General features: G+C 37.5%; 15 protein-coding genes and 1 tRNA gene. 7 read left to right on the forward strand and 9 right to left on the reverse strand.

Going from position 1 to position 24,087, the window contains the following annotated elements; all coding sequences use genetic code 11:
• The coding region (locus ACK2M2_RS05415) for a YDG domain-containing protein (RefSeq protein WP_419346470.1) at positions 1-5,435 on the reverse strand (5,435 nt) is incomplete at its 3' end.
• Between the two features lie 513 nt (positions 5,436-5,948).
• Here ACK2M2_RS05415 and ACK2M2_RS05420 point away from each other — a divergent pair.
• Positions 5,949-8,678, forward strand: coding sequence for a M66 family metalloprotease (locus tag ACK2M2_RS05420; protein WP_419346471.1), 2,730 nt, complete (start codon positions 5,949-5,951; stop codon positions 8,676-8,678).
• A gap of 506 nt (positions 8,679-9,184) precedes the next feature.
• On the opposite strand, the gene ACK2M2_RS05425 is transcribed toward ACK2M2_RS05420, so the two are convergent.
• Both ACK2M2_RS05425 and greB read right to left on the reverse strand, forming a co-directional pair.
• A tRNA-Ser gene (locus ACK2M2_RS05425) sits at positions 9,185-9,274 on the reverse strand.
• Between the two features lie 102 nt (positions 9,275-9,376).
• Positions 9,377-9,856 (reverse strand): transcription elongation factor GreB, encoded by a 480-nt coding sequence (gene greB / locus ACK2M2_RS05430; RefSeq protein ID WP_409511225.1) that lies wholly within the window; start codon positions 9,854-9,856, stop codon positions 9,377-9,379.
• Positions 9,857-10,210: 354 nt separating this feature from the next.
• Between greB and ACK2M2_RS05435 the strand changes: the two genes are divergently transcribed.
• The gene (locus tag ACK2M2_RS05435; RefSeq protein ID WP_409511226.1) at positions 10,211-11,323 is read left to right on the forward strand and encodes a transglycosylase SLT domain-containing protein; all 1,113 of its coding nucleotides are present in this window, start codon (positions 10,211-10,213) and stop codon (positions 11,321-11,323) included.
• Between the two features lie 130 nt (positions 11,324-11,453).
• Here ACK2M2_RS05435 and ACK2M2_RS05440 read toward each other — a convergent pair whose 3' ends face one another.
• Positions 11,454-11,837: an SCP2 sterol-binding domain-containing protein gene (locus ACK2M2_RS05440; RefSeq protein WP_409511227.1), complete on the reverse strand. Its 384-nt coding sequence runs from the start codon at positions 11,835-11,837 to the stop codon at positions 11,454-11,456.
• Positions 11,838-12,070: 233 nt separating this feature from the next.
• Positions 12,071-12,979: a tRNA 2-thiocytidine(32) synthetase TtcA gene (ttcA, locus tag ACK2M2_RS05445; RefSeq protein ID WP_409511228.1), complete on the reverse strand. Its 909-nt coding sequence runs from the start codon at positions 12,977-12,979 to the stop codon at positions 12,071-12,073.
• Between the two features lie 591 nt (positions 12,980-13,570).
• Between ttcA and ACK2M2_RS05450 the strand changes: the two genes are divergently transcribed.
• Entirely contained in the window at positions 13,571-14,365 is a 795-nt protein-coding gene (locus tag ACK2M2_RS05450) for a lytic transglycosylase domain-containing protein (RefSeq protein ID WP_419346473.1), read from the forward strand.
• A gap of 322 nt (positions 14,366-14,687) precedes the next feature.
• Positions 14,688-15,593 (forward strand): protease HtpX, encoded by a 906-nt coding sequence (gene htpX / locus ACK2M2_RS05455; RefSeq protein WP_409511230.1) that lies wholly within the window; start codon positions 14,688-14,690, stop codon positions 15,591-15,593.
• A 106-nt stretch (positions 15,594-15,699) separates the two neighbouring features.
• On the opposite strand, the gene ACK2M2_RS05460 is transcribed toward htpX, so the two are convergent.
• The 3 genes from ACK2M2_RS05460 to ACK2M2_RS05470 are packed head-to-tail and all read right to left on the reverse strand — an operon-like array spanning position 15,700 to position 19,832.
• A complete protein-coding gene (locus tag ACK2M2_RS05460) occupies positions 15,700-16,053 on the reverse strand; it encodes a hypothetical protein (RefSeq protein ID WP_419346475.1) in 354 nt (117 codons plus the stop codon).
• Positions 16,054-16,088: 35 nt separating this feature from the next.
• Positions 16,089-16,673, reverse strand: coding sequence for a DUF4112 domain-containing protein (locus ACK2M2_RS05465; protein ID WP_419346477.1), 585 nt, complete (start codon positions 16,671-16,673; stop codon positions 16,089-16,091).
• A gap of 54 nt (positions 16,674-16,727) precedes the next feature.
• On the reverse strand, positions 16,728-19,832 hold the full coding sequence (locus tag ACK2M2_RS05470; RefSeq protein ID WP_419346479.1) for a multidrug efflux RND transporter permease subunit: 3,105 nt from the start codon (positions 19,830-19,832) through the stop codon (positions 16,728-16,730).
• Between the two features lie 289 nt (positions 19,833-20,121).
• On the opposite strand from ACK2M2_RS05470, the gene ACK2M2_RS05475 reads away from it, so the two are divergent.
• Together ACK2M2_RS05475 and ACK2M2_RS05480 are read left to right on the forward strand one after the other, a co-directional pair.
• Positions 20,122-21,273, forward strand: coding sequence for a glycerophosphodiester phosphodiesterase (locus tag ACK2M2_RS05475; protein WP_419346480.1), 1,152 nt, complete (start codon positions 20,122-20,124; stop codon positions 21,271-21,273).
• Between the two features lie 140 nt (positions 21,274-21,413).
• Entirely contained in the window at positions 21,414-21,788 is a 375-nt protein-coding gene (locus ACK2M2_RS05480) for a diacylglycerol kinase (protein WP_409511235.1), read from the forward strand.
• 113 nt (positions 21,789-21,901) lie between these two features.
• On the opposite strand, the gene ACK2M2_RS05485 is transcribed toward ACK2M2_RS05480, so the two are convergent.
• Positions 21,902-23,056 (reverse strand): MFS transporter, encoded by a 1,155-nt coding sequence (locus ACK2M2_RS05485; RefSeq protein ID WP_419346637.1) that lies wholly within the window; start codon positions 23,054-23,056, stop codon positions 21,902-21,904.
• A gap of 212 nt (positions 23,057-23,268) precedes the next feature.
• Between ACK2M2_RS05485 and ACK2M2_RS05490 the strand changes: the two genes are divergently transcribed.
• Entirely contained in the window at positions 23,269-24,039 is a 771-nt protein-coding gene (locus tag ACK2M2_RS05490) for an AraC family transcriptional regulator (RefSeq protein WP_419346483.1), read from the forward strand.
• Positions 24,040-24,087 lie beyond the last annotated feature (48 nt).

Consider the following 24,087-nt stretch of genomic DNA (forward strand, 5'->3'; position numbering starts at 1 on the left):
ACTTTGTCTTGAGCTGTAATTGAGCCTGTGATTTGTTTTTTACTGATATTGGCTTGGGTTTGCAGATTCGTTGAAAGCGCGTAGTTGCCTGCATCTGTACCATTTAAAGCACCTGATACATTCACATTCTTATTCGAGCCTGCATTTTTATCGCTAAATTGACCTTGTGCTGTGATATCAACGTTATCACCACTGATCACACCATTCAGACTACCATTCACAATCGCATTGGTCGTGCCATCGTAGACTTTGTCTTGTGCACTAATTGAACCTGTGATTTGCTTTTTGGCAATATTGGCTGTGACTTGACCATTGGTGGTCAATTCATAGTTTCCTGCATCTGTACCGATTAAACTACTCGATGCATTAACCGCTTTATTTTGCCCCGCATTTTTATCAACAAAATGTCCCGTTCCACCAACTGAAACTTGATCACCAGTAACAATATCTTCCTGATTTAAACTACCACTCACAATCGCATTGGTCGTGCCATCGTAGACTTTGTCTTGTGCCGTCAACACACCTGAAATTTGTTTTTTACTGATATTGGCTTGAGTTTGTAGATTCGTTGAAAGCGCATAGTTGTCTGCATCTGTACCATTTAAAGCACCTGATACATTCACATTCTTATTCGAGCCTGCATTTTTATCGCTAAATTGACCTTGTGCCGTGATATTAACCTTATCACCACTAATTACACCGTTCAGACTACCACTCACAATGGCATTGGTCGTGCCATCGTAGACTTTATCTTGAGCTGTAATTGAGCCTGTGATTTGTTTTTTACTGATATTGGCTTGGGTTTGTAGATTCGTTGAAAGTGCGTAGTTGCCTGCATCTGTACCATTTAAAGCACCTGATACATTCACATTCTTATTTGAGCCTGCATTTTTATCGCTAAATTGACCTTGTGCTGTGATATTGACATTGTCACCAGTGATCACACCATTCAGACTACCATTCACAATCGCATTGGTCGTGCCATCGTAGACTTTATCTTGTGCACTAATTGAACCTGTGATTTGTTTTTTGGCAATATCCAATACGCCATTTTCATACACAATATTATAGTTAGCACTAGACTCTGCACCTGATACTGTATTCTGATATTGGCCTGCATTTTTACCACTTGCAGCCGTATTACCAATATTACCTAAAACACCTTGTTTATCATTACCTTTCAAACCTGAAACGACATATCCACCTTGGTTTTGCACTATTCCATTATAAGTCGTATCGAGATTATTTCCTTTGACAGTGGCATTGGCTTTGGTGATGGTATAAGTTCCTTTTTGGAAGGTAATATCATAATTTTTATCACCACTTCCATTTTTATATGCAGCCAAATGATCGTAGGTGCCTGCATCTTTACGTGTAGCAAGTGCATTCACACTGTTGGCTAAAACACTTTCATTCTCACCATCGACCAAACCTTCAGCCTTAAAACTATTTATCTGTTGATTAAATCCATTATATTCACGAGTTTCATCTAGGGCAGTGACAGTAATTTTTTTCTTATTAATAATAAATTTACCATCAACATAGACAATGTCGTAATTCTGAGTTGACTGATTTTTACCTGTCACTTTATTGTCATAAGTTCCTGCGTCTTTACCTGTTACACCTGAAGCGGAAATTGAACCCAATAATATTTCACTTTCACCATTGACCATACCACTCACGGTATAGTCTGGACGGCTCATAGACTGATTTTGACCATTATATATTTTGTCCGTTTCACTTGAACCAGTCACAGTGACTTTTGCTTTATCGATGGTTAAAGTGCCTTCATTTCCAATAAAGTCGTAGCCTTGTTGATCATCTGAATAATAAGTCGCTTTATATTGGCCTGCATTTGTTCCACTAACTTGACCTTGAGCTTTATATTTAGACTCATCTAATCCCCAAACATCTGCGAAATGCTGTTCCTTACCGTTATAGACTGTATTTTTATCTTTGAGCGATAAATCAACTGTTGTTAAGTACCGACGTAACAAGGGGCTTGTATTTCCCTCATAGATTCGCCAAACCGTATCTTTACCGCCTAGTTGACTATCTTCATTGAGGAATGAAAAGTTTTTAGCATGTTTCATTTGTTCAGTAGTCAGACCTATTGCATCACCTAAACCTTCGCCTACACCTTTCGATGTCGTTTGTTGATGATCGGTATTCCAATAGGTTGCTACCAGCGTACCGTCATTTTGACCAACTACACCACCGACTTTGCTTGCTCCCGTCACAGTTCCTGTTGTAAAAGCATTTTTAATATTCGCATTTTGGCTATTAAATCCGACCAAACCACCAACCTGATCGACACCTTTGACATCTCCAGTACTATAAATATCCTGAAGTATTCCTGTGTTTTGTCCAACTAAACCACCGACTTGCTGTTGTCCACTTACATTCGCAGTGCTATACACTTCATGTACAGTCTGATTGTTACTTCCGAGCAGCCCACCTACATGCTTCTGCCCCGTAATCGTACCAGAACTATAGATTTCACTCACTTGCCCTTCGTTTTGACCAATTACACCACCAACAAAATCACGTCCCGTAATGTTGGCATCTTTTATACTGAGATGATTAACTGTGCCCTGATTGATTCCAATTAAACCCACTTGGTCGCTATTTTTTCGGTCTATATACAGTTCTTTTATCTGATGACCTAAACCATCAATTACACCTGTAAATGCAGTGTCTTGATCACCAATAGATTTAAAACCATTACCTTCAGAATCACCCCAACTTTGCGTAGCACTGGCATCAATGTCATTACCAATAAGATAATGCCCATCGAGTTGATTATTCACCGCTTGTAATTGTTGAATGGTTTGAATCACACCATAAAAGGCGCCTGTAACATCATCTTTCTTAATGACCTGATTGCTACCTTTGTGATTTTGTAAATATGGCGTGGTTTGATCATTGGCATTTCCCCAAACGGTGTCAAAATCAAAACCGATAAACTGATCTGCTTTGAACATATCCTGACTTGCTAGACCATTTTTATTTGCACTGCCTGCACTCGTCGTTTGACCTGTTCGGTCTTTGTCCCAATAACTGTTATTTACAGTGCCTTGGGTATTTTTCGCGACCAAACCACCTGCAGTCTTATCTGTCGCTGCAACTTTACCTAAGGCATAACTAGTATTAATACTCGCAGCAAGATTTTCACCGACTAATCCACCCACAATGTTATTGCCTGTCACTGAACCGACTGCATAACTGTCTTTAATTTCTGAACCGTAATATGAGTTTCCAGCTAAACCTCCGACATTGCTCCCCCCTGTAACTTGACCTGTTGCATAACTGCGATCAATCACGGCATTGTTATTATTATCTCCGACGAGTCCACCGACAATTTCATCACCTTTCACTGTCCCAGTGGCATAGGAGTTTTCAATCTGAGCGTTGTCATTTGCGCCTGCTAGACCACCTACATACAGTGAAAAATCTCCACCTGTTACATTTCCTGTCGCATGAGAATCTTGAATTTGACTGCCATCGTAGTTGCCTCCGACCAAACCGCCAATCGTCGCAATGCCTTCCACATTGGCACGGCTAAAGCTATTTTCAATCAAGCTATTGTGACTTTGTCCAACCAAACCACCAACAAAACTATCACCACGAATGCTGCCACTTTGAACACCAATATTTCGAACAATAGCATCTTGGATTGAGCCAAATAACCCTACACCATAAGCATAACTTCGATCGATATTGAGACTAGAAACCTTGTGTCCTAAGCCATCAAAACGTCCTGTAAAACTGCCATCCCACTCATTGCCAATTGGGTTAAAGCCTTGTTCATCAAAACTCCCCCAATCTTTCGTTACAGTCGCATCAATATCTGCACCTAAAACATAATTTCCAGATAAATCACCATTGATCCCCTGTAAGTCTGTACCTGATGTTGAGCCCTCATTCCCTAACTGTGTAATGACTGTATAATCGATACGATTGACTGTATTTGTGCCTTTTTGGGTACTAAAATTTTGACCTGCTTGCAAATTGATTTGAGCATTATTATTTAAATAATAGTTGGCATTTTTTTCACCATTTTGCCCATATAGTAGTTCAACTTTTCCATCTTGATGTTGAGCTGTAATATTGGCATTGATGTTGATATCGTTATGTGCATTTAGCGTAAGTGTAGTGTCTTTATTCCATGTCACTGCTGCGTTGACATGGATATCACCTTTTTCACTTCCTGTATTTTGTGTTTCAAGCTGAATTGAGGTGTTATTCAAATTATTTTGTAATGTGATCGCTCCAATTCCGCTACCCGTTGCTGCCCCTGTGCCCCCATGAATAGTGAAATCAGTTGGATCGATAAGCCATGTACCTGTCTTGGCACCCTCGGCCTTGGTCGATACCTGAGTATCTTGTCCAATATGAACCGTAGCAGCTGAGGTTTCAATAAAGCCTCCATCTTGCCCATTTTTTCCTTCAGCTTTCAGCACACCATTAATATTGGCTGTACCTTGCTCCATATCCGCGAGAAGGACAATTTCACCTTTGGCATTTTTCGTTAAACGGTTGGCTTCGATAATCCCGCTATGATTAACAACTGCTTTACTTAAACTATCTTTGGCTTTCGCAGTTAAATATACAGCGCCATTATTAGCGAGAATAGCGCCTTGGTTGTCAATCAAACCTTGTAAAGTTCCAATATCGACTTGATATTCAGTCAATTGACCATCTTGTAAATGCAAAGTTACCTGATCTGCGGCAGTAAAATGAATCACGCCATTTTTAGACTCAACATTCCCCGTATTAATCACATTCGGCGCAATAAAAGCAATCACACCACCATTGGCAATAATGGAACCATGGTTTTCAACTTTACCTGCACCACCCTGATTTTTTAGAGTAAAGTTGCCACTCATAATATCGCCATCTGTTACATTTAATGTCGATGCAACAATCCCTCCGACATTCACCTGAGCCGTTTTCGAAAAAATGACACCATTCGGGTTCAGTAAAAATACCTGACCATTGGCGTTCAATTTCCCCATAATTTGGCTAGCATTACTATCTAAAACACGGTTTACAGCAATAGAAGATGAATTTGGCTGATGGAAGTTAACCGTAGCATTTTGCCCAATATTGAAATCATTCCATTGAATTCCAACATTTTGACTATTTTGATGAACATTCAGCGTATTGTTATTTTGACTAATTTGAGCCGAGCCAACAGTTATATTGCCTCCTGTTGGTAACTGAGTATCGTAAATACTTGCCCATACAGATAATGGAAGTAAGGCTAAACTTAATAAGGATAGTCGAGCAAAATCAAACCAATTTTTTTGTACTTCTACAGGCTTGACTTGGGATGAGGACTGACTGTTTTTTGAATGCCCTCTGCTTTGTTCAGAAGTTACTTGAGAGCAATTTAGACGCTTATTCCATACTGTCTTATAAACCTTATTCATTTATAGCCTACCTTCAAATTTAATTTTAACGCTGAGTATCTATTTCTGTTTTATTTTCAATCAGAAAATGTATTCACAATTTAAATTATGTGACCTCAATATCATTTCCGATAAAAAATAATAATAGATTATTATTAATAAAGTAAGAAAACCAACAACAATGAAAGATACATTGTTTTAATTAATATAAATATACAAAAAATTAAAAATAAAAGAACAAATAATAAAAATTGATCATTTATAACAATAATTGTCAAACTACTATTCAAACTCACACATTATAAAATAACAAATAATAAATAATTTCAACAAATTAACAAGATGCAGTTAAAATAAAAATATAAAAAATTGACTTTTTCTATGTTTTAAAAATAAAAACAACAACAACATCACATATTATAAAAATCTAATTATCTACATTTAAATAATATTTAATATATTATTTAAACAACATCCAAATAATATACAGAACATATTATTTATCAAAAAATCATCAATTTGGTCAATATTGGTATGAAAATCTCAAGAAAATATTCAATTAGTACATTATCACTTTGTATATCGGCACTATTATTTGCCGCATATGATGAAAACTCACAAAATACAACGGAGAATAATCATTTAGAATTAATACCTAGTTCTGCACCAGTACAGGCATCTATTCAGTCACGCACATTGACAACCTATGCTACATATCCAGAACCAACTAAGGATATTTTTGACGACGCAACACTCGGCTTTTATGATCAAGACGCAACTGGAAATACTCGTGTGGTTCGTAATGACCTCACGGGTAATTTTGCAGCGATGATTCAATTTGCACAAAACCATACGGTTGATCCACAAGGCAATGCAGCAAAACAAATGCCTCGTTTAACCAGTGAAAAAGATGCGCTGTTATTGGTCACGCCCACCCCAGAAATGGGCGAGATAGAAAGCTTAAATGCTGAAATTTATTTGAATAGTCGATTAATACGCCGTATAGCACTACAAGATCCTACTCAAATCCCTGCTTCTGACCAAACCAATACCGATCGACCAGCCGTCCAATATTCTAAACGTGCCTGGAGCGCAGCTTTAAAGTGGGATGAGGTAAAACCCGGTTTAAATATTAGAATTGTAGATGCAAAGTCTCGTAAAAATGGTCGTTTAGCAGCTGATTTAATTGATTTTGCTGCACCGGGTGAGTTGCTTGTCCAATCTATTCGTTTAGGTATGTTGACCAATCCACCTAATGGCAATTATTTATTTTTGAACCAACCTGAGCAGGCTGGTTCAGATTATTTACAGACGATTCCTGCTGCAAAAATTACTGTTAGTCGATACGATGATATGATTTTAAACAGAGTCATGGTGGGATCTGGCAAGATTTATGATGCCGTCAGTGATACTAGCGGTGATGTATATGGTGGTGACATGCGTGGTGATACTGCAAAATCCACCTTTAGTACAGGGATCAATCTCGCTAACTGGGGTGTTACTAGCTCAGGTATGGTGAGTCAGCAGCAACCGCAAGTGACCCAAAGTGTCGTGATTCACCATGCACGTGGAAAATACCAAAATGGAGATGTTACACATGGTTTAAGTGGAGGAAATGGAATTCTAACGCTGATTGATTCTGTAGATAATGAATTTAGTCATGAAATTGGTCACCACTATGGTTTAGGACATTATCCTGGTCAAAGTGGTGAGAACTATTTTTGGGCCTCTCATCACCACGACAGCGGTTGGGGATATATGGCACATCGTGATCGTATGCGAGGCAATATTCGTTGGAATGTTACAGATTTATCAAACCGTCTAAACGGTACAGTATTATTCAATAATCAATATACATTTGCACCTGATTCAATGGCTGGGGGAAGTTTCCAAAGCTCATTATCACGTTATACGCATTATACGGGTTATAGTACCTATCATAAAATTCAGCCTGCTTTTAGCAAACCCGTTTGGGATCAAACTTCTCCAACAGGGTATAAAGTTTGGAATGCGACTACACGTCAAATGGAAGTTTATCAACCCAAAGTACCTAACTCGAATCAAGTTTGGTATAACAGTGTAGATGGTAATTTTTTAAAACCGACTCAGTTTGGTGTGCCTGTGTTTACCATAGTCGGTGGTTATGATCCTATTGCTAATACAGGTCTTCTATATCCTGCCGCACGTGGTAATTGGGGTAATGTATTTAGTCTACCAAAAACCAATACCAATCTGAATAATGCCAGCTGTTGGTTACATATTAATTATAGCAATAAAGCAGCAGAAGACATTGCTTTAGCACCTACACGTATGGGCAGCAACGCCAATAAAATTCATGTGAATTTAGCACAAAATGACAACCCTCAACAAGTTGATTTATATTGTAAACAGGTGAACCAACAAGCCATTAAGCTATCATCTATTAATATTCCTGTGTATGCAAACCCATTACCACCAGCGGTTATATTTGGTCAGAAATATGGTTTTGATGCACTACGTAAAGTCGAATTACCAGAGCTGGAGCTAGCTTTGTTAAACAATCAAGGTAAGGCTATTCCAAGCCTATCTACGCGTAATAAAGTACTTTACAAGGCTTATCGTGACTATAGACAAGAGTTATCACCTGCTGCCTCTGCTGAATTAGATCGCTATGAAGCACAAGAAAAAATATTGTATCGTTTAAATCGCTGGATCAATGTCTATCATACTGATTTAAATGGTAATGTTAACGCAGCGAATATTGCTTTGAAAAATTTTGTCAGTACGCTTGGTCTCAATAACAGTGATCCTATGGCTGGGGCAACCATGTTGGTCATGCCAAATATGAATTCCGCTTGTATGAAAACTGAAATTTCGACAACAACAGGATTACCTGAAGTCTTTATCAGTGGTAAAAACGGTTGTGATGGCAGTAACTCAACGTTATGGATTCATGATGCCGTAGGTAAGGTCCATAGTGTTCAATATCCTGCATATTGTTTATCTGGAGCTGCGCTAGCTCAATGTAATAACAATACGAGTAATCAAATTTGGGAAACACCTATTTCAGGCTCTACTCAGCAATTTCGACAAAACAACAGTTGCCTTGATTTGAGTGGTGGTTGGACGCCTACACCAGATGGTCGTGGTAAATTAATCACTTATGGTTGTGGTGGTGGTAACAACCAAAAATGGACAATTACTCAACAGAGCCAAAACTTTATTCTCGCTGCAGCGACAGGGCAAAACCTTCCACTTTTAAATAATGCATTGAACTCTCAATAAAATTAATTTTTTCATTTCGAATAGGAGGATTTATTATCCTCTTATTCGAGTCACTTTTTATAAAAACTCTATTTTATGTTTAATTTTAATAATTTGTTATTGATTAAATTATATACACTTTAAAATAACTAAATTATTTCATTCCTTCAAGCATTTAAAGATCATCTTATTGCGAAATATCGCTATTAGATCTCGAAAATGCTTTAGTCAATATCATCTAATATCTCATGATTTAAATACATATTTGCACAACCAACTCAGTGTTTTATTTTCTTATTATTTTCATCATAAGCTAATCACGCATATTCTGAAATAACATCTTCCCTAATGACAACTCATTCTTTTTATGTAGAGTTAGACTATCTGTATCATTTTTTCACTTTAAATCAGCTCATGTATGAAATGATAAATACTAATTATTGTTAAAAACTCTTCATACGAATTATTTTTTGTTATAAACATAAATGAAAAAAAGCCCTTGCAAATACAAGGGCTTTTTAGATATTTGGCGGAAGCGGTGAGATTCGAACTCACGGAGGACTCACACCCTCGTCGGTTTTCAAGACCGGTGCATTCAACCGCTCTGCCACGCTTCCATGGGCGTCATAATATAAATAATTTTGATTATAAGCAAATACTTTCACCTATTTTCAAATCAAGTGGGTAAATTTAGAACAATTTTAACGCCATTGTATAGTTTAATCCTGTTTGTAGCGAATTGAGTTGATATACCAATGCTTTTTACCCAACGGCGTTACCACCTCAACCTCATCATCGACCTGTTTCGATAACAAAGCTCGAGCCATAGGTGAATCAATGGAAATATTTTGAGGATGGTGATCATAAATTTCATCGATACCGACAACACGCAATGTTTTAACATCACCCTCATCATTTTCAATATCAACCCATGCACCAAAATAAACCTTACCATCCTGTTCAGGTGAAAAATCAATGATACGTAATTCTTCCAAACGCTTACCCAAATAACGTACACGGCGGTCAATTTTTCTAAGTATTTGTTTATTGTACTGATAATCAGCATTTTCCGATCTATCACCAAGGCTTGCTGCCCAATTTACTTTTTTAGTAATTTCAGGTCTTTCTTCATGCCAAAGCCGCTTTAATTCCGCGACCAATAAATCATGTCCCTCACGGGTAATTAAGTTTGATTTCATAATATAGTCTGTGATCAATCTTACATACGTTTACTTAATATCGCATGTTATAACGTATTTTAATTACTAAAGTTGGTAAATATTTTTAATATTATATATCAACAACTTAAACCATTACAAAATACGTAAAATTGTACAAAATTTGACAAGTCAAAAAATAAGCAGTATTATTCGCGCCATCTTTAGTAACATTACTATTTATTTTTGTAGTTTTTCTACAAATATTTCCCATATGTCATTATGAATGACGTCCATGAATTGCCCACCCTTATTGTATTTAAACACTTTTAAGAATTCATTTGGCTCCATAGCTGTGAATTTTTCTGGGCAGTAATTACCTGTAGCGGAGACAACATGCACAGTAGTTCAACTTCTGGGTCGAGGCTTAGCCTAAACTCATTTTTTCAACCACTCCCTCTGAAAATTCTTGTATTAAGTTGCTTATTTGTTCCATTCCACACAATCAATGCAACAAAAGCAAATCAGTACAATACCGTACTTAACTCAAACAAACTGACCGTAGTTGCTGTATCCAATCCATCTATTGTCTTTAAAGATGGTCGCTTTAAACATGGTTTTGCACACGACCTTGCGAACAACTACGCTCGTAGTCTAAATGTAAAACTTGATTTGAAAACAGTGCCTGACAATGCCACTGCATTAAAAATGGTTTCACAAGGTAAAGCAAGCTTTGCCATCACTACAGCCGATATCCAAACCATTGAGGAAAAAAAACTCACAAGTTTTTCAGCAACCTGTGGAGATTTTAGTAGCCTGAGTAAAAATGGTCTGAGTAATAAGATCAATTGGGTATTCAAAAGTAGTGAAGACCCTTTGACCGATACTGCAAGTGGTTTTATCTGTCAAAGTAAACAGAATGGTTCAATTCAACAACTTGCCTCTTTTTATAACCGTAATGTGATTAAGCAGCAAGATTGGAATATCATTCAACGTGATCTGAGCAAACGCATGCCCATCTATAAGGCAAGCTTTCAGAAAACGGCACAGCAATATGATCTAGATTGGCACTTCTTGGCAGCCATTGGTTATCAAGAATCATATTTAAAACCCGACTCTGTTTCTCCCACAGGTGTTCGTGGCATTATGATGCTGACTAATAATACGGCGAAAGCGATGGGCGTAAGCAACCGTACTGACCCTGCTCAAAGTATTCAAGGCGGCGCAAAGTATTTTGATCAAATGCTGTCTCGCTACTCCCACATTCGTAACCCCGATCGTAACTGGTTTGCGTTAGTGGCTTACAATATGGGGCCAGGTGCTGTAGATGGTATTCAAAAACGTCTACGTGCTCAGGGCAAAAACCCAAATGATTGGATGACGATGTATAACTTTTTACAGCACAATCAGGCGAGTAATGGACGTTATAAACAAGCCGTTCAATATGTAACGCGTATTCGGTCATATCTCGAACACATTAAGACTTCACCGAAATTACTTGAAATTTAAGTCATCTCGTTTCAGCAAATCTACATTCTAAATGAATAGGCTTCTACGTCATTTCATTTAAGCAAAAAAAGCTTATCTCTAGACGAGAGATAAGCTTTTTTTCAATACTGTAATTGATTTAGAGCTTCAATTACGCAGTTTGTTCAAGAACTTTCTTGAATAAATCTTTTTGTTCTTGGCTTGGTTTTGCAGTTTGCAAAGCCATAAGTTGAGACATATCACCTTGAACTTTTATTTTACCTGTCATGAATGCTTGCATTGCGGCAGCCATATCGAACTCTAAGAATACTTTACGTAACGTTTCAGCATCCATATTTAGTGTTGTTTTAGCACTTGCAGAACTACCTTTAACAATCTTTCCGCCATCTAAAGCAAGTTCTGTATCACCAGACGCATCAGAAACAACTAGGTTAATTGCAAGACCAGCCAATGCAGGTGGCAAGTTTAAATCACCAGCTTCTGCTGTAAGTTTTTCGACAGTTGCAAACCAATCATCAGTTAAAAATGCAGCCATGATCATTCCTCAATGTATTTATTCAATTTATTGTGTTGTCTATCCCAACAACATCAGGGTGAAGCTTTTTTGCTTGCATAATGTTATAGCATGATAATTTTACTTTGGGCTAACGTTTTTTGTACGCAGTGTTCAATTTTTACATGATTGAACAAAATTCAAATAAAAATCAGGCACTCACTATAAAATGAATGCCTGATCAATGGTTTTTTTAAATGTTTTAGTACAACAAATTAATCTGCTGCAATACTCAAATTGACCACATCAAGACGATTTTTCGTTTCTTCTGTATCGCATTTCATATCAAACTCTCGTTGCTCATCTAACTTTTCAAAGTCAAACAATTCACGGTCAGCCAGTTGTGATGGCGATACATTTTGTAAAGCACCAAAAATACTATGTAAACGTTTTGGATGTTGTTTATCCCAGTCACGTAACATGTCATTCAAAATTGCACGCTGTAAGTTTTCCTGAGAACCACACAAATTACATGGAATAATTGGGAACTTACGCATTTCTGCATACTTGATGATGTCTTTTTCCTCCACATAAGCAAGTGGACGAATCAGGATATTTTTCTTATCCGAAGACAACAATTTAGGTGGCATGGCTTTTAAGCTACCACCATGAAACAAGTTTAAGAAGAATGTTGCCAAAATATCATCACGGTGATGCCCAAGCGCTACTTTGGTTGCACCAATCTCTTGTGCAAAGCCATATAGCGAACCACGGCGTAAACGTGAACACACTGCACAGTAGGTTTTACCTTCAGGTGTAAGACGCTTAGTAATCGTATAGGTATCTTTTTCCAAGATGTAATACGGAATATTGTTTTCTTCCATATAACGTGGCAAAACATCTTCTGGGAAACCAGGCTGTTTTTGATCTAAATTAACAGCAACGACATCAAAATTGATGGGTGCAATACGTTTAAACTGCAACATAATATCAAGCAATGTGTAACTGTCTTTGCCGCCAGAAACACAAACCATCACCTTGTCACCTTCTTCGATCATTTTAAAATCACGAATCGCATGACCAACCTGACGACGAAGCTTTTTCAATAGACGATGATAAGCCGAACTATCTGGTAGTTCAGGCTTGAAATTAAACCCTTGATCGGACTCAACTGGCGAGTACATAGACGAGTATTACCCATAAAAAAATACCGCACGATTTTATCTGATTTCACCTCGCTACGCATCTAAAGATTATTTATTTTTACTACAGCCTACCTTTCGTCATCTTTTTGACATCATGTGAACTTTACAATCATTGGGCTTCACTTATTTTGGCTAATTAACACCCAAGTTGCTTATCTTTTGGACTTTTCCACAGTTCTCCACAAAATCTGTGGATAAAAGTGTGGATTCTTTAGGGCTTGACAGCGCTATGCCCCTAGATAATGGGCATCCTGATTAAATTGATCACTTTTTAACCACTATTTTTTTCACATTAAAATCATATGCTTACTCAAGTCAATAGACCTATATGAAAAAATAAATTAAATATTTTTTGATTATTAAGCCAACAATAACGACTTGATTTTTTCAAAAGATTTAGGTAAAAATTAATTCAAGGTTTTTCTTCTGAATTAACTTTGATAAACTCCTGCTTGTCAGTTGAGGTTAAAACTAATTACTACAATGAAAAAATTTATTCAAAATTCATATTTTTTACTTTTTGGGGTGATCGGTGCTACATCGGTAAACCTATCTGCCTACGCAGGCCAAATGTATATTTATAAAGATAAGAATGGCAGCACATTACTCACCAATCGCAAAAGTTCAGATCAATCGCTCACTAAAATTAAAGCGACCTATTATGCTGACAGTAACATTCACAGTTATAGCAATTGGGGGAGTTCTGAAGCAGCGGTACTACCGAGTTATAGCCGTGGCAAAAATGCGTATGACCATATTATTCGTCAAGCAGCACAAACGCATGGTGTTTCGGAAGGTTTAATTAAAGCTGTTATGCATACAGAGTCAGGCTTTAATTCAAATGCTCGCTCGCCAGTTGGTGCGCAAGGTCTAATGCAACTCATGCCTGCAACAGCACGGCGTTTTAATGTTTCTAATGCCTATGATCCACAACAAAATATTTTCGGTGGAGCAAAGTATCTAGGTTGGTTAATAAAACGGTTTAATGGCAATACCTCACTTGCATTAGCGGCTTACAATGCGGGTGAAGGAAATGTTGCAAAATATGGTGGTATTCCACCTTTTCGTGAAACACAGGATTACGTTCGCCGTGTTACGAGCCGTTATTCCAATTTATATGCTGGTGGAATTTCTTCAGCCAATAGCAATACTAATGCCTTAGTCAGCGAATCAGCACCACAAGGGCAACTGATTGCTTCAGGCTCATCAAACAATTCCAACAATAGTCGTAACAACACATCAAATTCGAATAGTCATTCACCACGTCAAATTATTGTTTCTTCAGATGGTACATTTACAGATGCTCCTGGCTCATACTCAACCAATAATGCAACAGCATCTGCACGTATTACGATTGAAAATTAATACCTAATTTAGTTCTAATTCAATATAGCGCTACATTAAAAGTTCAATCTGCGTTTAAAAAAAAGCCAGTATGAGTATTTTTAAACTATTCAATATATTTAAAATAAACGCTATTCTCTAAAAATGAGAATAGCGTTTATTTTACATTTTAATTATTTGTTATTTATGCACCTAATATCGATATAAATAATTACTCCTGCCCCACAGCCACATCGTTTTTTTCGATTATTCTTGAATTTTCAAAGGCTAAACCGCATATTAATTTAAGATTTATATTTTTTATAAATTACCCTATATCATTTTTAATAAAAGGATACTCTCAATGATGCGGATTGGTTTGTTTTTGCTAACCAACCTCGCTGTGGTTGTAATCGCTGGTATCATCCTGTCTGTACTGGGTGTTGGTAGCTATCGCAGCGCCGGCGGTTTAGACCTAAGCAATCTCTTAGTGCTATGTTTTGTCTTTGGTATGGTTGGCTCAATTGTGTCGCTGTTCATGTCGAAATGGATGGCGTTAAAAACGACAGGTACTGAGTTAATTGACCCTAATGCCCCACGTAACCAAGCAGAGGCATGGTTGCTACAAGAAGTTGCTCAACTTTCAGAGCGTGCAGGCATTAAAATGCCTGACGTGGGCATTTTCCCATCGTATCAGTCGAATGCTTTTGCAACAGGCTGGAACAAAAATGATGCACTAGTTTCCGTGTCTACAGGATTACTTGAGCGTATGAACCAAGATGAATTGCGTGCTGTTCTTGCGCATGAGATTGGTCACGTGGCAAATGGTGACATGGTTACCCTTGCGCTGATTCAAGGTGTAGTCAACGCCTTTGTCATGTTCTTTGCTCGTATTGTAGGTGACTTCATTGACCGAAATGTCTTCGGTCGTGCCGATGATGCACCTCCAGGATTGGCATTTATTGCAATCACGATGGTACTCGATATTGTATTTGGTATTTTAGCGTCTTCAATTGTCATGTGGTTCTCACGTCAACGTGAATACCGTGCCGATGAAGCAGGCGCTCAACTTGCAGGTAAAGAAGCAATGATTTCAGCTTTATTACGTTTACAAGCTGAGTCTGAAATGCCTGATCAAATGCCAAAAGAAATGAAAGCATTTGCAATTACTGAAGGTAAAGAACAAGGTTTCAGTTTGGCCGCATTATTCCAAACGCATCCAAGTATTGAACAACGTGTTGCGGCTTTACGCCAATTGAATGTAAATTAAGTCAGAAATCTAAGCAATTTCATATTTTCATAATAACAAAGCCTCCATTAAGGAGGCTTTGTTATTTTATATCCTAAAATGCTAAATACGATTTTTTATATAAAAATTAATCTGTTTGAATACATCGTATAAGACTTCCATTGGGGTCAATGACACAAAATAGCTCTATTTCCTCTGAACACGCTATTTCGGTGATTCGTGCATTTGGAAACCTTGTCCAATCCAATGCTTGCCAAACATGAAAAAGATCATGCATTGTATGTGTTCTTAAACACGCACTAAACCATGACTCTTTTCGGTCGAGTTGAGGATGATGAAAAAACTCTAGCATAAGGCTATCTTTGCTTAAAATCATCCATTGTTCAGATTGATAATCACACTTAAAACCTAAAAATGCATAAAATTGACGTGTATGATCAAAATCAATGGCAGGAAGATTTGCCGAAATATAGTCTTGCATAACATCACCCTATTTTATCGACCTGCGCTTTAAAATCATGTCGCCTTAAAACTTTGATACCAATCCCACAACACATTGAGCCCAAACCACATCGCTAGGCCAATCAAAATTAAGACAATAAGTCCCAATAGATCAGGAGTATGTAACCATACCCAAGCTACAATGGGATTGCGCCAAAAAGCTGAATTTTGCTGCTTTTGTTCAAGTTTTTCATGTAAAAATGGATGTACGATATGATCATCAGACTGAATTTGGTATTCAGTACGAATATGATCATGCACGACATCTAAAGCACGGCGACTTGGTCGTATAAAAATATCAAATATTGTCCCCACAATCGGGATTAAACCTACGACACCATCCATAACAGCAAGCTTCAACACACCATTGAGCTTACTTTGCGGCACACCAATTTGTTTGGCTTTATACACCGCATAACAGGTTAATATAAAGCCTGCTACATCACCCGCTACAGGAATCGTACTCAGTGCAGCATCGGCACCGACACCTTGCTTAGTGAAAGGGATACGCACCACCGAGTCCATCATATTGGCAAACTTCGCTAAATCTCGCTCTAAGCGGATGACATCTTGAGTCGCTAATTTTTTTTCTTGTCCCACAACGCCCTACTTTTCATAAAATGATGCCGAATGTTCAGTATCAGTATAAAGGATTTATCCTATAGGTTGATCTAATTTTGCTTTAAACAAAGTACGTATCAGTACATACAAAAACGGAATAAACAACAATACTAAAACCGTACCAAAGATCACCCCACCCAATACGCTCACACCGATTTCTTGACGACTTGCAGCACCTGCACCAAGCGCAAAAACCAAAGGAAGTACACCGGCACCAAAAGCTAAAGATGTCATCAGAATTGGCCGTAAACGAAGCCCTGCTCCTTCCAGTGCTGCAGCAACTGCTGTTTTACCTTTCTCTTGTGCCAAAGCCGCAAATTCAACAATCAAAATTGCATTTTTACATGACAAACCAATGGTCGTGAGAAGTGCAATTTGAAAGTAAATATCATTTGGGAAGCCAACTAATTTACTGAATATAATATTTCCACCTATCCCTAAAGGGATCGCTGCAATCACAGCTGTCGGAATCGTCCAACTTTCATATAAGGCTGCCAAACAGAGAAAAATAAAGCCGATGGAAATGAGATACAGTAAACCTGATTGTCCACTCGATTTTTGTTCCTCAAAAGATAGACCACTCCAAGCCACATCCAAACCATCATTTTGATTGACCAAGTGTTGGATATCACTCATCGCTTGACCAGAACTACTGCCCTTAGCATTGATTGCTTCCATTTGCACAGCCGTATAACCTTGAAATCGATTCACAACATCAGGACCACCTTCCCATTCAATCCTAGCAAAGTTACTAAAAGGAATCATTTGATTCTGTGCGTTGCGAACAGTCCACGTTTGTAAATCTTCAGGCTTTGAACGGAACTCGGCATCGCCTTGCATCATCACCCGTTTAATTCGTCCACGATCAATAAAATCATTGACATACGAACCGCCCCATGCCGTTGATAAAGTACTATTAATTGCAGTTTGTGACAGACCATTTGCTAATGCTAGTTTCTGATCTACATAGATTTTTAACTTGGCTTTATCAGGATTAGAGCGTTTATCTAAATTTTCAAAAGAGCTAAATTGTTTCGCTTGCTCTTGTAAAGTGGTGAATTGTTGATTTAAATACTTACGCCCCTGTCCATTTACATCTTGCAACCAAAACTCCAAGCTATCACTATCACCTAAACCGTTCACAGAAGAAGGTAAACTGATGGTAATGCGTGCATTGGGGTTTTGACTAAAATATTTCATGGCACGTTCACGAATGGCTTGTGCAGAATTATCAGTTCCTGAACGATCATTCCAATGTTTTAATGCAATAAATCCCGTTCCTAAATTTTGTCCTGTTCCTGAAAAATTTCGACCATAACGAATTAAGACAATCTCTACATTTTGCTTTTCTTGATCTAAGAAATACTCTCGAATACTTTCTCCAATCTTCTGACTGCTCGACATCGGCGCACCATCGGCTAAACGGAACTGTACACTGAGCATGCCTTGATCTTCACTTGGAATAAAACTTGTTGGTAATGTCCGATAGGTCAGCGCAAACACTGCCATTAAACCGACTAACAGCGTTAGAACCACCCATTTTAAATTTAAGGTTTTTTTGATAAGGGTAATATAAGCCAGTTTTAAATTTTCTAGTTTTTCATTAAACCATGTTGCCCAACGCATCGGCTTTGGATTAGGTTTCAAAATGATGGCACATAAGGCAGGTGTCAGAATTAAAGCCACCAAGAGTGATAAGGTCATCGCAGCCACAAGTGTGATGGAAAATTGCCGATAAATCACACCTGTAGACCCTGTAAAAAATGCCATCGGAATAAATACAGCAGTCAAAACCACGGTAATCCCAATCAATGCACCCGTCATTTCCTGCATTGACTCAATTGAGGCTTCTTTAGCAGTCAAACCTTGCTCATGCATAAGCCGTTCAACATTTTCCACGACGACAATTGCATCATCGACCAACAAACCGATCGCCAATACTAAAGCAAATAAAGTTAATGTGTTAATACTCATACCAAGCACATTCAACACAGCAAATGTACCCAAAATTACAATCGGCACAGTAATAGTTGGTATCAACGTGGCACGCCAACTTTGTAGAAAAATGAACATTACCAAAACCACTAAAATGATGGCTTCTAATAATGTTTTTATGACTTCTTTAATCGACTCTTGTACAAAAGGTGTGTTATCTCGTGGATAAACAATTTTATAGCCTTGAGGCAATTTTTCAGAAATTTTTACCAATTCATCTTTTATTAGAGCTGAAGTTGCTAGCGCATTTGCACCTGAAGACAATGAAATTGCCATTCCCGAAGATGGATAGCCATTAATAGTATTAAAAGATTGGTAGTTTTCCGCACCCAATTCAATACGAGCAACATCTTTTAAGTAGACATAACTGCCATCAATATTGGATTTGACAATGATATTTTTAAACTCATCGACCGTTTTTAAACGCGAGCCCGCAGTGACCTTAGCATTTAGATACTGATCTGCCACAACGGGTAAATCACCGACACCGCCTGCAGCCACTTGAGTATTTTGTGCTTCAATTGCACTACGAACATCACTTGGCATCAGTTGATATTGACGAAGTAAATTCGGATTTAGCCAAATTCGCATGGCGTATTGCGAACCAAACACATCCAATTCACCAATGCCTTCAATTCGTGATAATTCATCTTCAATGTGATCAGATAAATAATCACCCAATTCGATGTTGTTACTTTTGCCTGTTTCATCGTACAGCCCAACCACCATAAACGTATCACCGAGTGATTTATTTACGGTAACGCCTTGACGTTGCACATCGTCAGGTAATCGATTCAGGACACCATTAATACTATTTTGTACTTGGACTTGTGCAGTATCGGGATCTGTACCGTTTTCAAAACTAATGCTAATTCGAGCGCGACCTGAAGAATCACTGCTCGAACTAAAATAAAGTAAATTATCAATTCCTTTAATTTGTTGCTCTAAAACCTGAGTCACGCTTTCTTCAACAGTTTCGGCATCTGCCCCTGTATAAGTAGTGGATACAGAAATTCGAGGTGGTGCAATATCGGGGTAACGCTCAACGGGCAAATTTAAAACCGAAAAAATACCTAAAGCCATCACGATAATGGCAAGTACACAAGCGAAAATGGGACGTTGAATAAAAAATTTTGAGAGCATCAGATTAGGTTCTGTGTCAAATGAATGTGATTAATGTCACTGCCAATCATCACTAGCAATAAGTAATTCCGTTTCTTGCAATGATCTTGTGTGACTTAAGGCAAAAATTCAAGAAAAATAACAGAAATCCGAATCATCAAGCCAAATATGGAGAGATTGTGAATATGCGATTCGAGTTAACCTAAAAATAACGAGTCGATTTCATCAAATTTTCACCGTACTGTCGTCATATTGTCAATTTCTAGCGACATAGTCATTTGCAGTTTATAAAGAATGATCCGAGTTAAAAATGATGAAAAAAACATTACTCACAACGGGTTTCGTTGCTTTATTGTCTGCGTGTAATGATGACAATAACGACTATCGCTTTGAAGTAGAAAAAGACAATAAAGAACCTAAAATTATTGTGGTTGGACATCGTGGTGCAAGTGCTTTACGTCCTGAACACACCCTAGAAAGCTATCAAAAAGCCATTGATGATGGTGCTGATTTTATTGAACCCGACTTGGTTTCAACCAAAGATGGTGTTTTAGTCGCACGCCATGAAAATGAAATTAGTGGAACAACCAATGTCAGTACTTTGGCACAGTTTGCAGACCGTAAAAAAACCAAAATTATAGATGGTGTTGAACTGACTGGTTGGTTTACTGAAGATTTCACTTTAAGTGAGCTGAATCAACTCAAGGCTCGTGAACGGATTCCTGCATTACGTCCTAATAATGTCCAATATAATGATCAATTTAGTATTCCAACTCTTGAACAAATTATTGAACTTGCAGAAAAAAATTATAAAAAAACTGGCAAAATGGTAGGTCTTTATATTGAAACCAAACACCCAACTTATTTCCAACAACAAAATTTAAGTTTAGAAGATCCATTACTCAAAACTTTGGCTAAATATAGCTATACCCGAGACATTGCACCCATTTATCTACAATCTTTTGAAGTCACTAATTTAAAATATTTCAAAGACCAACTGACGCTACATAAAACATTAAAGCGCGCTAAAATTATTCAACTATATGATGAAAAATCTATGCGCCCTGCTGACTTTGTTGCACAAAACGTGAATATCACTTATGCAGATATGGCAACAGCACAAGGACTCAAAAATGTAGCAACCTATGCCAACGGTGTCGGTCCATGGAAACCATATATTTTTAATGACACTTATACAGCACCATCAGACTTTATTAAAAATGCACATGCAGTAAATCTAAAAGTGCATCCTTATACTTTCCGTCCTGAAAATAACTTCCTTGCTCCAAACTTAAAGTGTAATGGTCTTGCTGAAAATGCGGCTCAACGCTGTGAAACGGGTGCAAATAAAGAATTTGAAATGTATTTTAAAGCAGGTGTTGATGGTATTTTTACTGATGATCCTGCTTTAGGACGTAAAGCTGTTGATGCTTATCTAAAAGCCAATTCAACAACTAAGTAAAATGAGATATTAATCATCGTTAAAGCAAGCCATTCATCGGTTTGCTTTATTTTTCTTAACTTGTTAGATTTTTTTTCAAATTAAGACCGAATTAAGTTTAAAATAATACACTTGTTCAAAAATATAGTGGCATTGATTTTATGAGTGATTATTCACCGTTTAAGGGTACGACAGGTTTTAAACGCATTTTAAATGCAACAGGTTATTCTTTAGCAGGTTTTAAAGCTGCTTATCAAAATGAAGCTGCTTTTCGTCAAATTATATGGATTAATATTGTCTTAATTCCGATTACATTTTTTGTTGATGTCACGCCTATCGAACAAGCCCTCATGATTGGTGTCTGTTTATTTGCAATTATTGTCGAACTTTTTAACTCAGCCATAGAAGCTGTAGTAGACCGTGTTTCCTTAGAACGCCACCCGCTGTCTAAAAATGCCAAAGATATGGGTAGTGCAGCACAGTTTGTGGCGCAAGCGATTATTTTCTTTACTTGGGTGATTATTCTTTTTAACTGATTGAATCATAACTTATTATAAAAATTAAATATTTAATTTTTATCGACAATAAAGCGCCGATCAGATTCAGGCGCTTTATTGTTATAAACCACATCAAACTCAATCAAAAATACTTAAGATTTTCCATTGGTTTTCGGCAAGAAAACTGTTGCTAAACCTAATAACGGAATAAATGAACATAGTTTAAATACCCATTCAATCCCATGCTGATCTGCCAAAGCACCCAGTGCTGCTGCTGCAATCCCACTGATTCCAAACATTAAACCAAACATCATGCCTGCAACCATGCCTACACGCCCTGGAACAGCTTCTTGCGCATAAACCACCATGGCTGCAAATGCAGAAGAAAGAATCAGCCCAGCAAGCATTGCAAAAACAACTGTCCAAAATAAATTGGCGTGTGGCAACATTAAAGCGAATGGAAGCATGCCTAAAAATGAAATCCAAATCACGGCTTTACGCCCAATTTTATCCCCAATTGGTCCACCACCAAAAGTCCCAACAGCAACAGCAGCTAAAAATGCAAATAGGTACAATTGCGCATGTTGTAGCGATACTTGGAATTTATCAATCAAATAAAAAGTATAATAATTACTTAAACTTGCGATATAAGTAAATTTCGCCAATACTAAAATACACATTATAACTAAAGCACGAATCAGCATTTTACCTTGTAATTTATATTGGGTCGATGCTGCATTGCTGACGATTTTATGCGCATATTTTACCGTCCATTGACTAACTTTAAATAAAACACATACCGCAATAAATGCAAAAATCATGAACCATGCAATTGCCATCTGCCCATACGGAACAATAATGATGGCTGCCAACAATGGGCCAATTGCAGAACCTGAATTACCACCAACCTGAAATGCAGATTGAGCTGTGCCAAAGCGACCACCCGATGCAAATCTTGCCACACGAGAGGCTTCTGGATGAAAGGTCGAAGAGCCGATTCCAATTAAGGCAGCAGCAACCAATAAGATCGTAAAACTTGGGGCAATTGCCAAAATACCAATACCGATCAAGGTCACAATCATTCCCAGAGGTAATAAATAAGGTTTTGGATGCTTGTCTGTGTATAGCCCAATCCACGGTTGTAATAGTGATGCAGTAATTTGATAAACCAGTGAAATTAAACCTATTTGGGAAAAACTCAGCGAAAAATTATCTTTTAATAATGGATAAATTGCAGGCAATGATGCTTGAATCAAATCATTAAGTAGATGAGCAAATGCCACTGCACAAATGATTGATACAACCATATTTTGTGCTTTATCTTGACTAGTTCCGTGTATAGTTTCTTGGGTATTTTCGATATTTGATGATGATTGAGCAGGTGCTTGCATGAAATATTGCCCTCCTTTACGCTTAAGTTTATTATTTTAATTTGTCATCCATAAGCTTAAGTTCCAACATTCATCGTATAAGTGACAAATTTTAATATTTTAATATCCCTTTTTGATTTGAGGTTTTTATGATTCAGGACATTAAACCTCCTCAAAAGCTCATAGTGGGTTTAGGTTCTCAACATACGTATCGTAGTATTATTGCACCACATACACATAACCGTGCCCAGCTTTTATATGCTTCTGAAGGTGCAATTCGTGTTTATACCGCAGACAATGTTTGGATTGTTCCACCGCAATGTGCGTTGTGGATTCCTGCGCATATTGAACACAGTGTTGTTTCTCTAAGCGAAGTACGTTTAAGCACAGTGTTAGTGGAAAAAAATGCAGCTAACTCTCTTGGAAATCATTGTTTTATTGTTCGAATCAGTAAACTTTTGCGTGAATTAGTTTTACGTTTTAATCAATTAGATTATTTGGAGTTTGAACCAAACCTTATAGAAAGTGAAATTGAAAAATCTTTACAGCTGTTGATTTTTCATGAAATCAAGCAGGCTTCTTCTTTTCCGATCGTAATTCCTTGGCCTAAAAATCCTCGTTTAATTCGCATATGTGAAGAGCTGATGGAACATCCTGACAATCCTAAAAATTTAGGTGCGTGGGCAGACCAAATTGGCACCAGTAGTCGAACACTAATTCGGCTTTTTCAAAAGGAAACGGGATTGAATTATCGTACTTGGGTTCAACAAATGCACATAGCACTTGCTTTAGGTAAGTTGTCACGAGGTGAATCTATTTCTAGGATTGCAATCGCTTTAGGTTACTCAAATCCTAGTGCATTTAGTGCCATGTTTAAAAAGCATTTAGGTGAAGCACCACAGCATTTTAGGAAAGAATAATTTAATAGAATAACGCACAACGTTCTAGCTACTTATCAAAATAAAAAA

The sequence above is a fragment of the Acinetobacter sp. TY1 genome, assembly GCF_048551395.1.
GTDB lineage: Bacteria > Pseudomonadota > Gammaproteobacteria > Pseudomonadales > Moraxellaceae > Acinetobacter.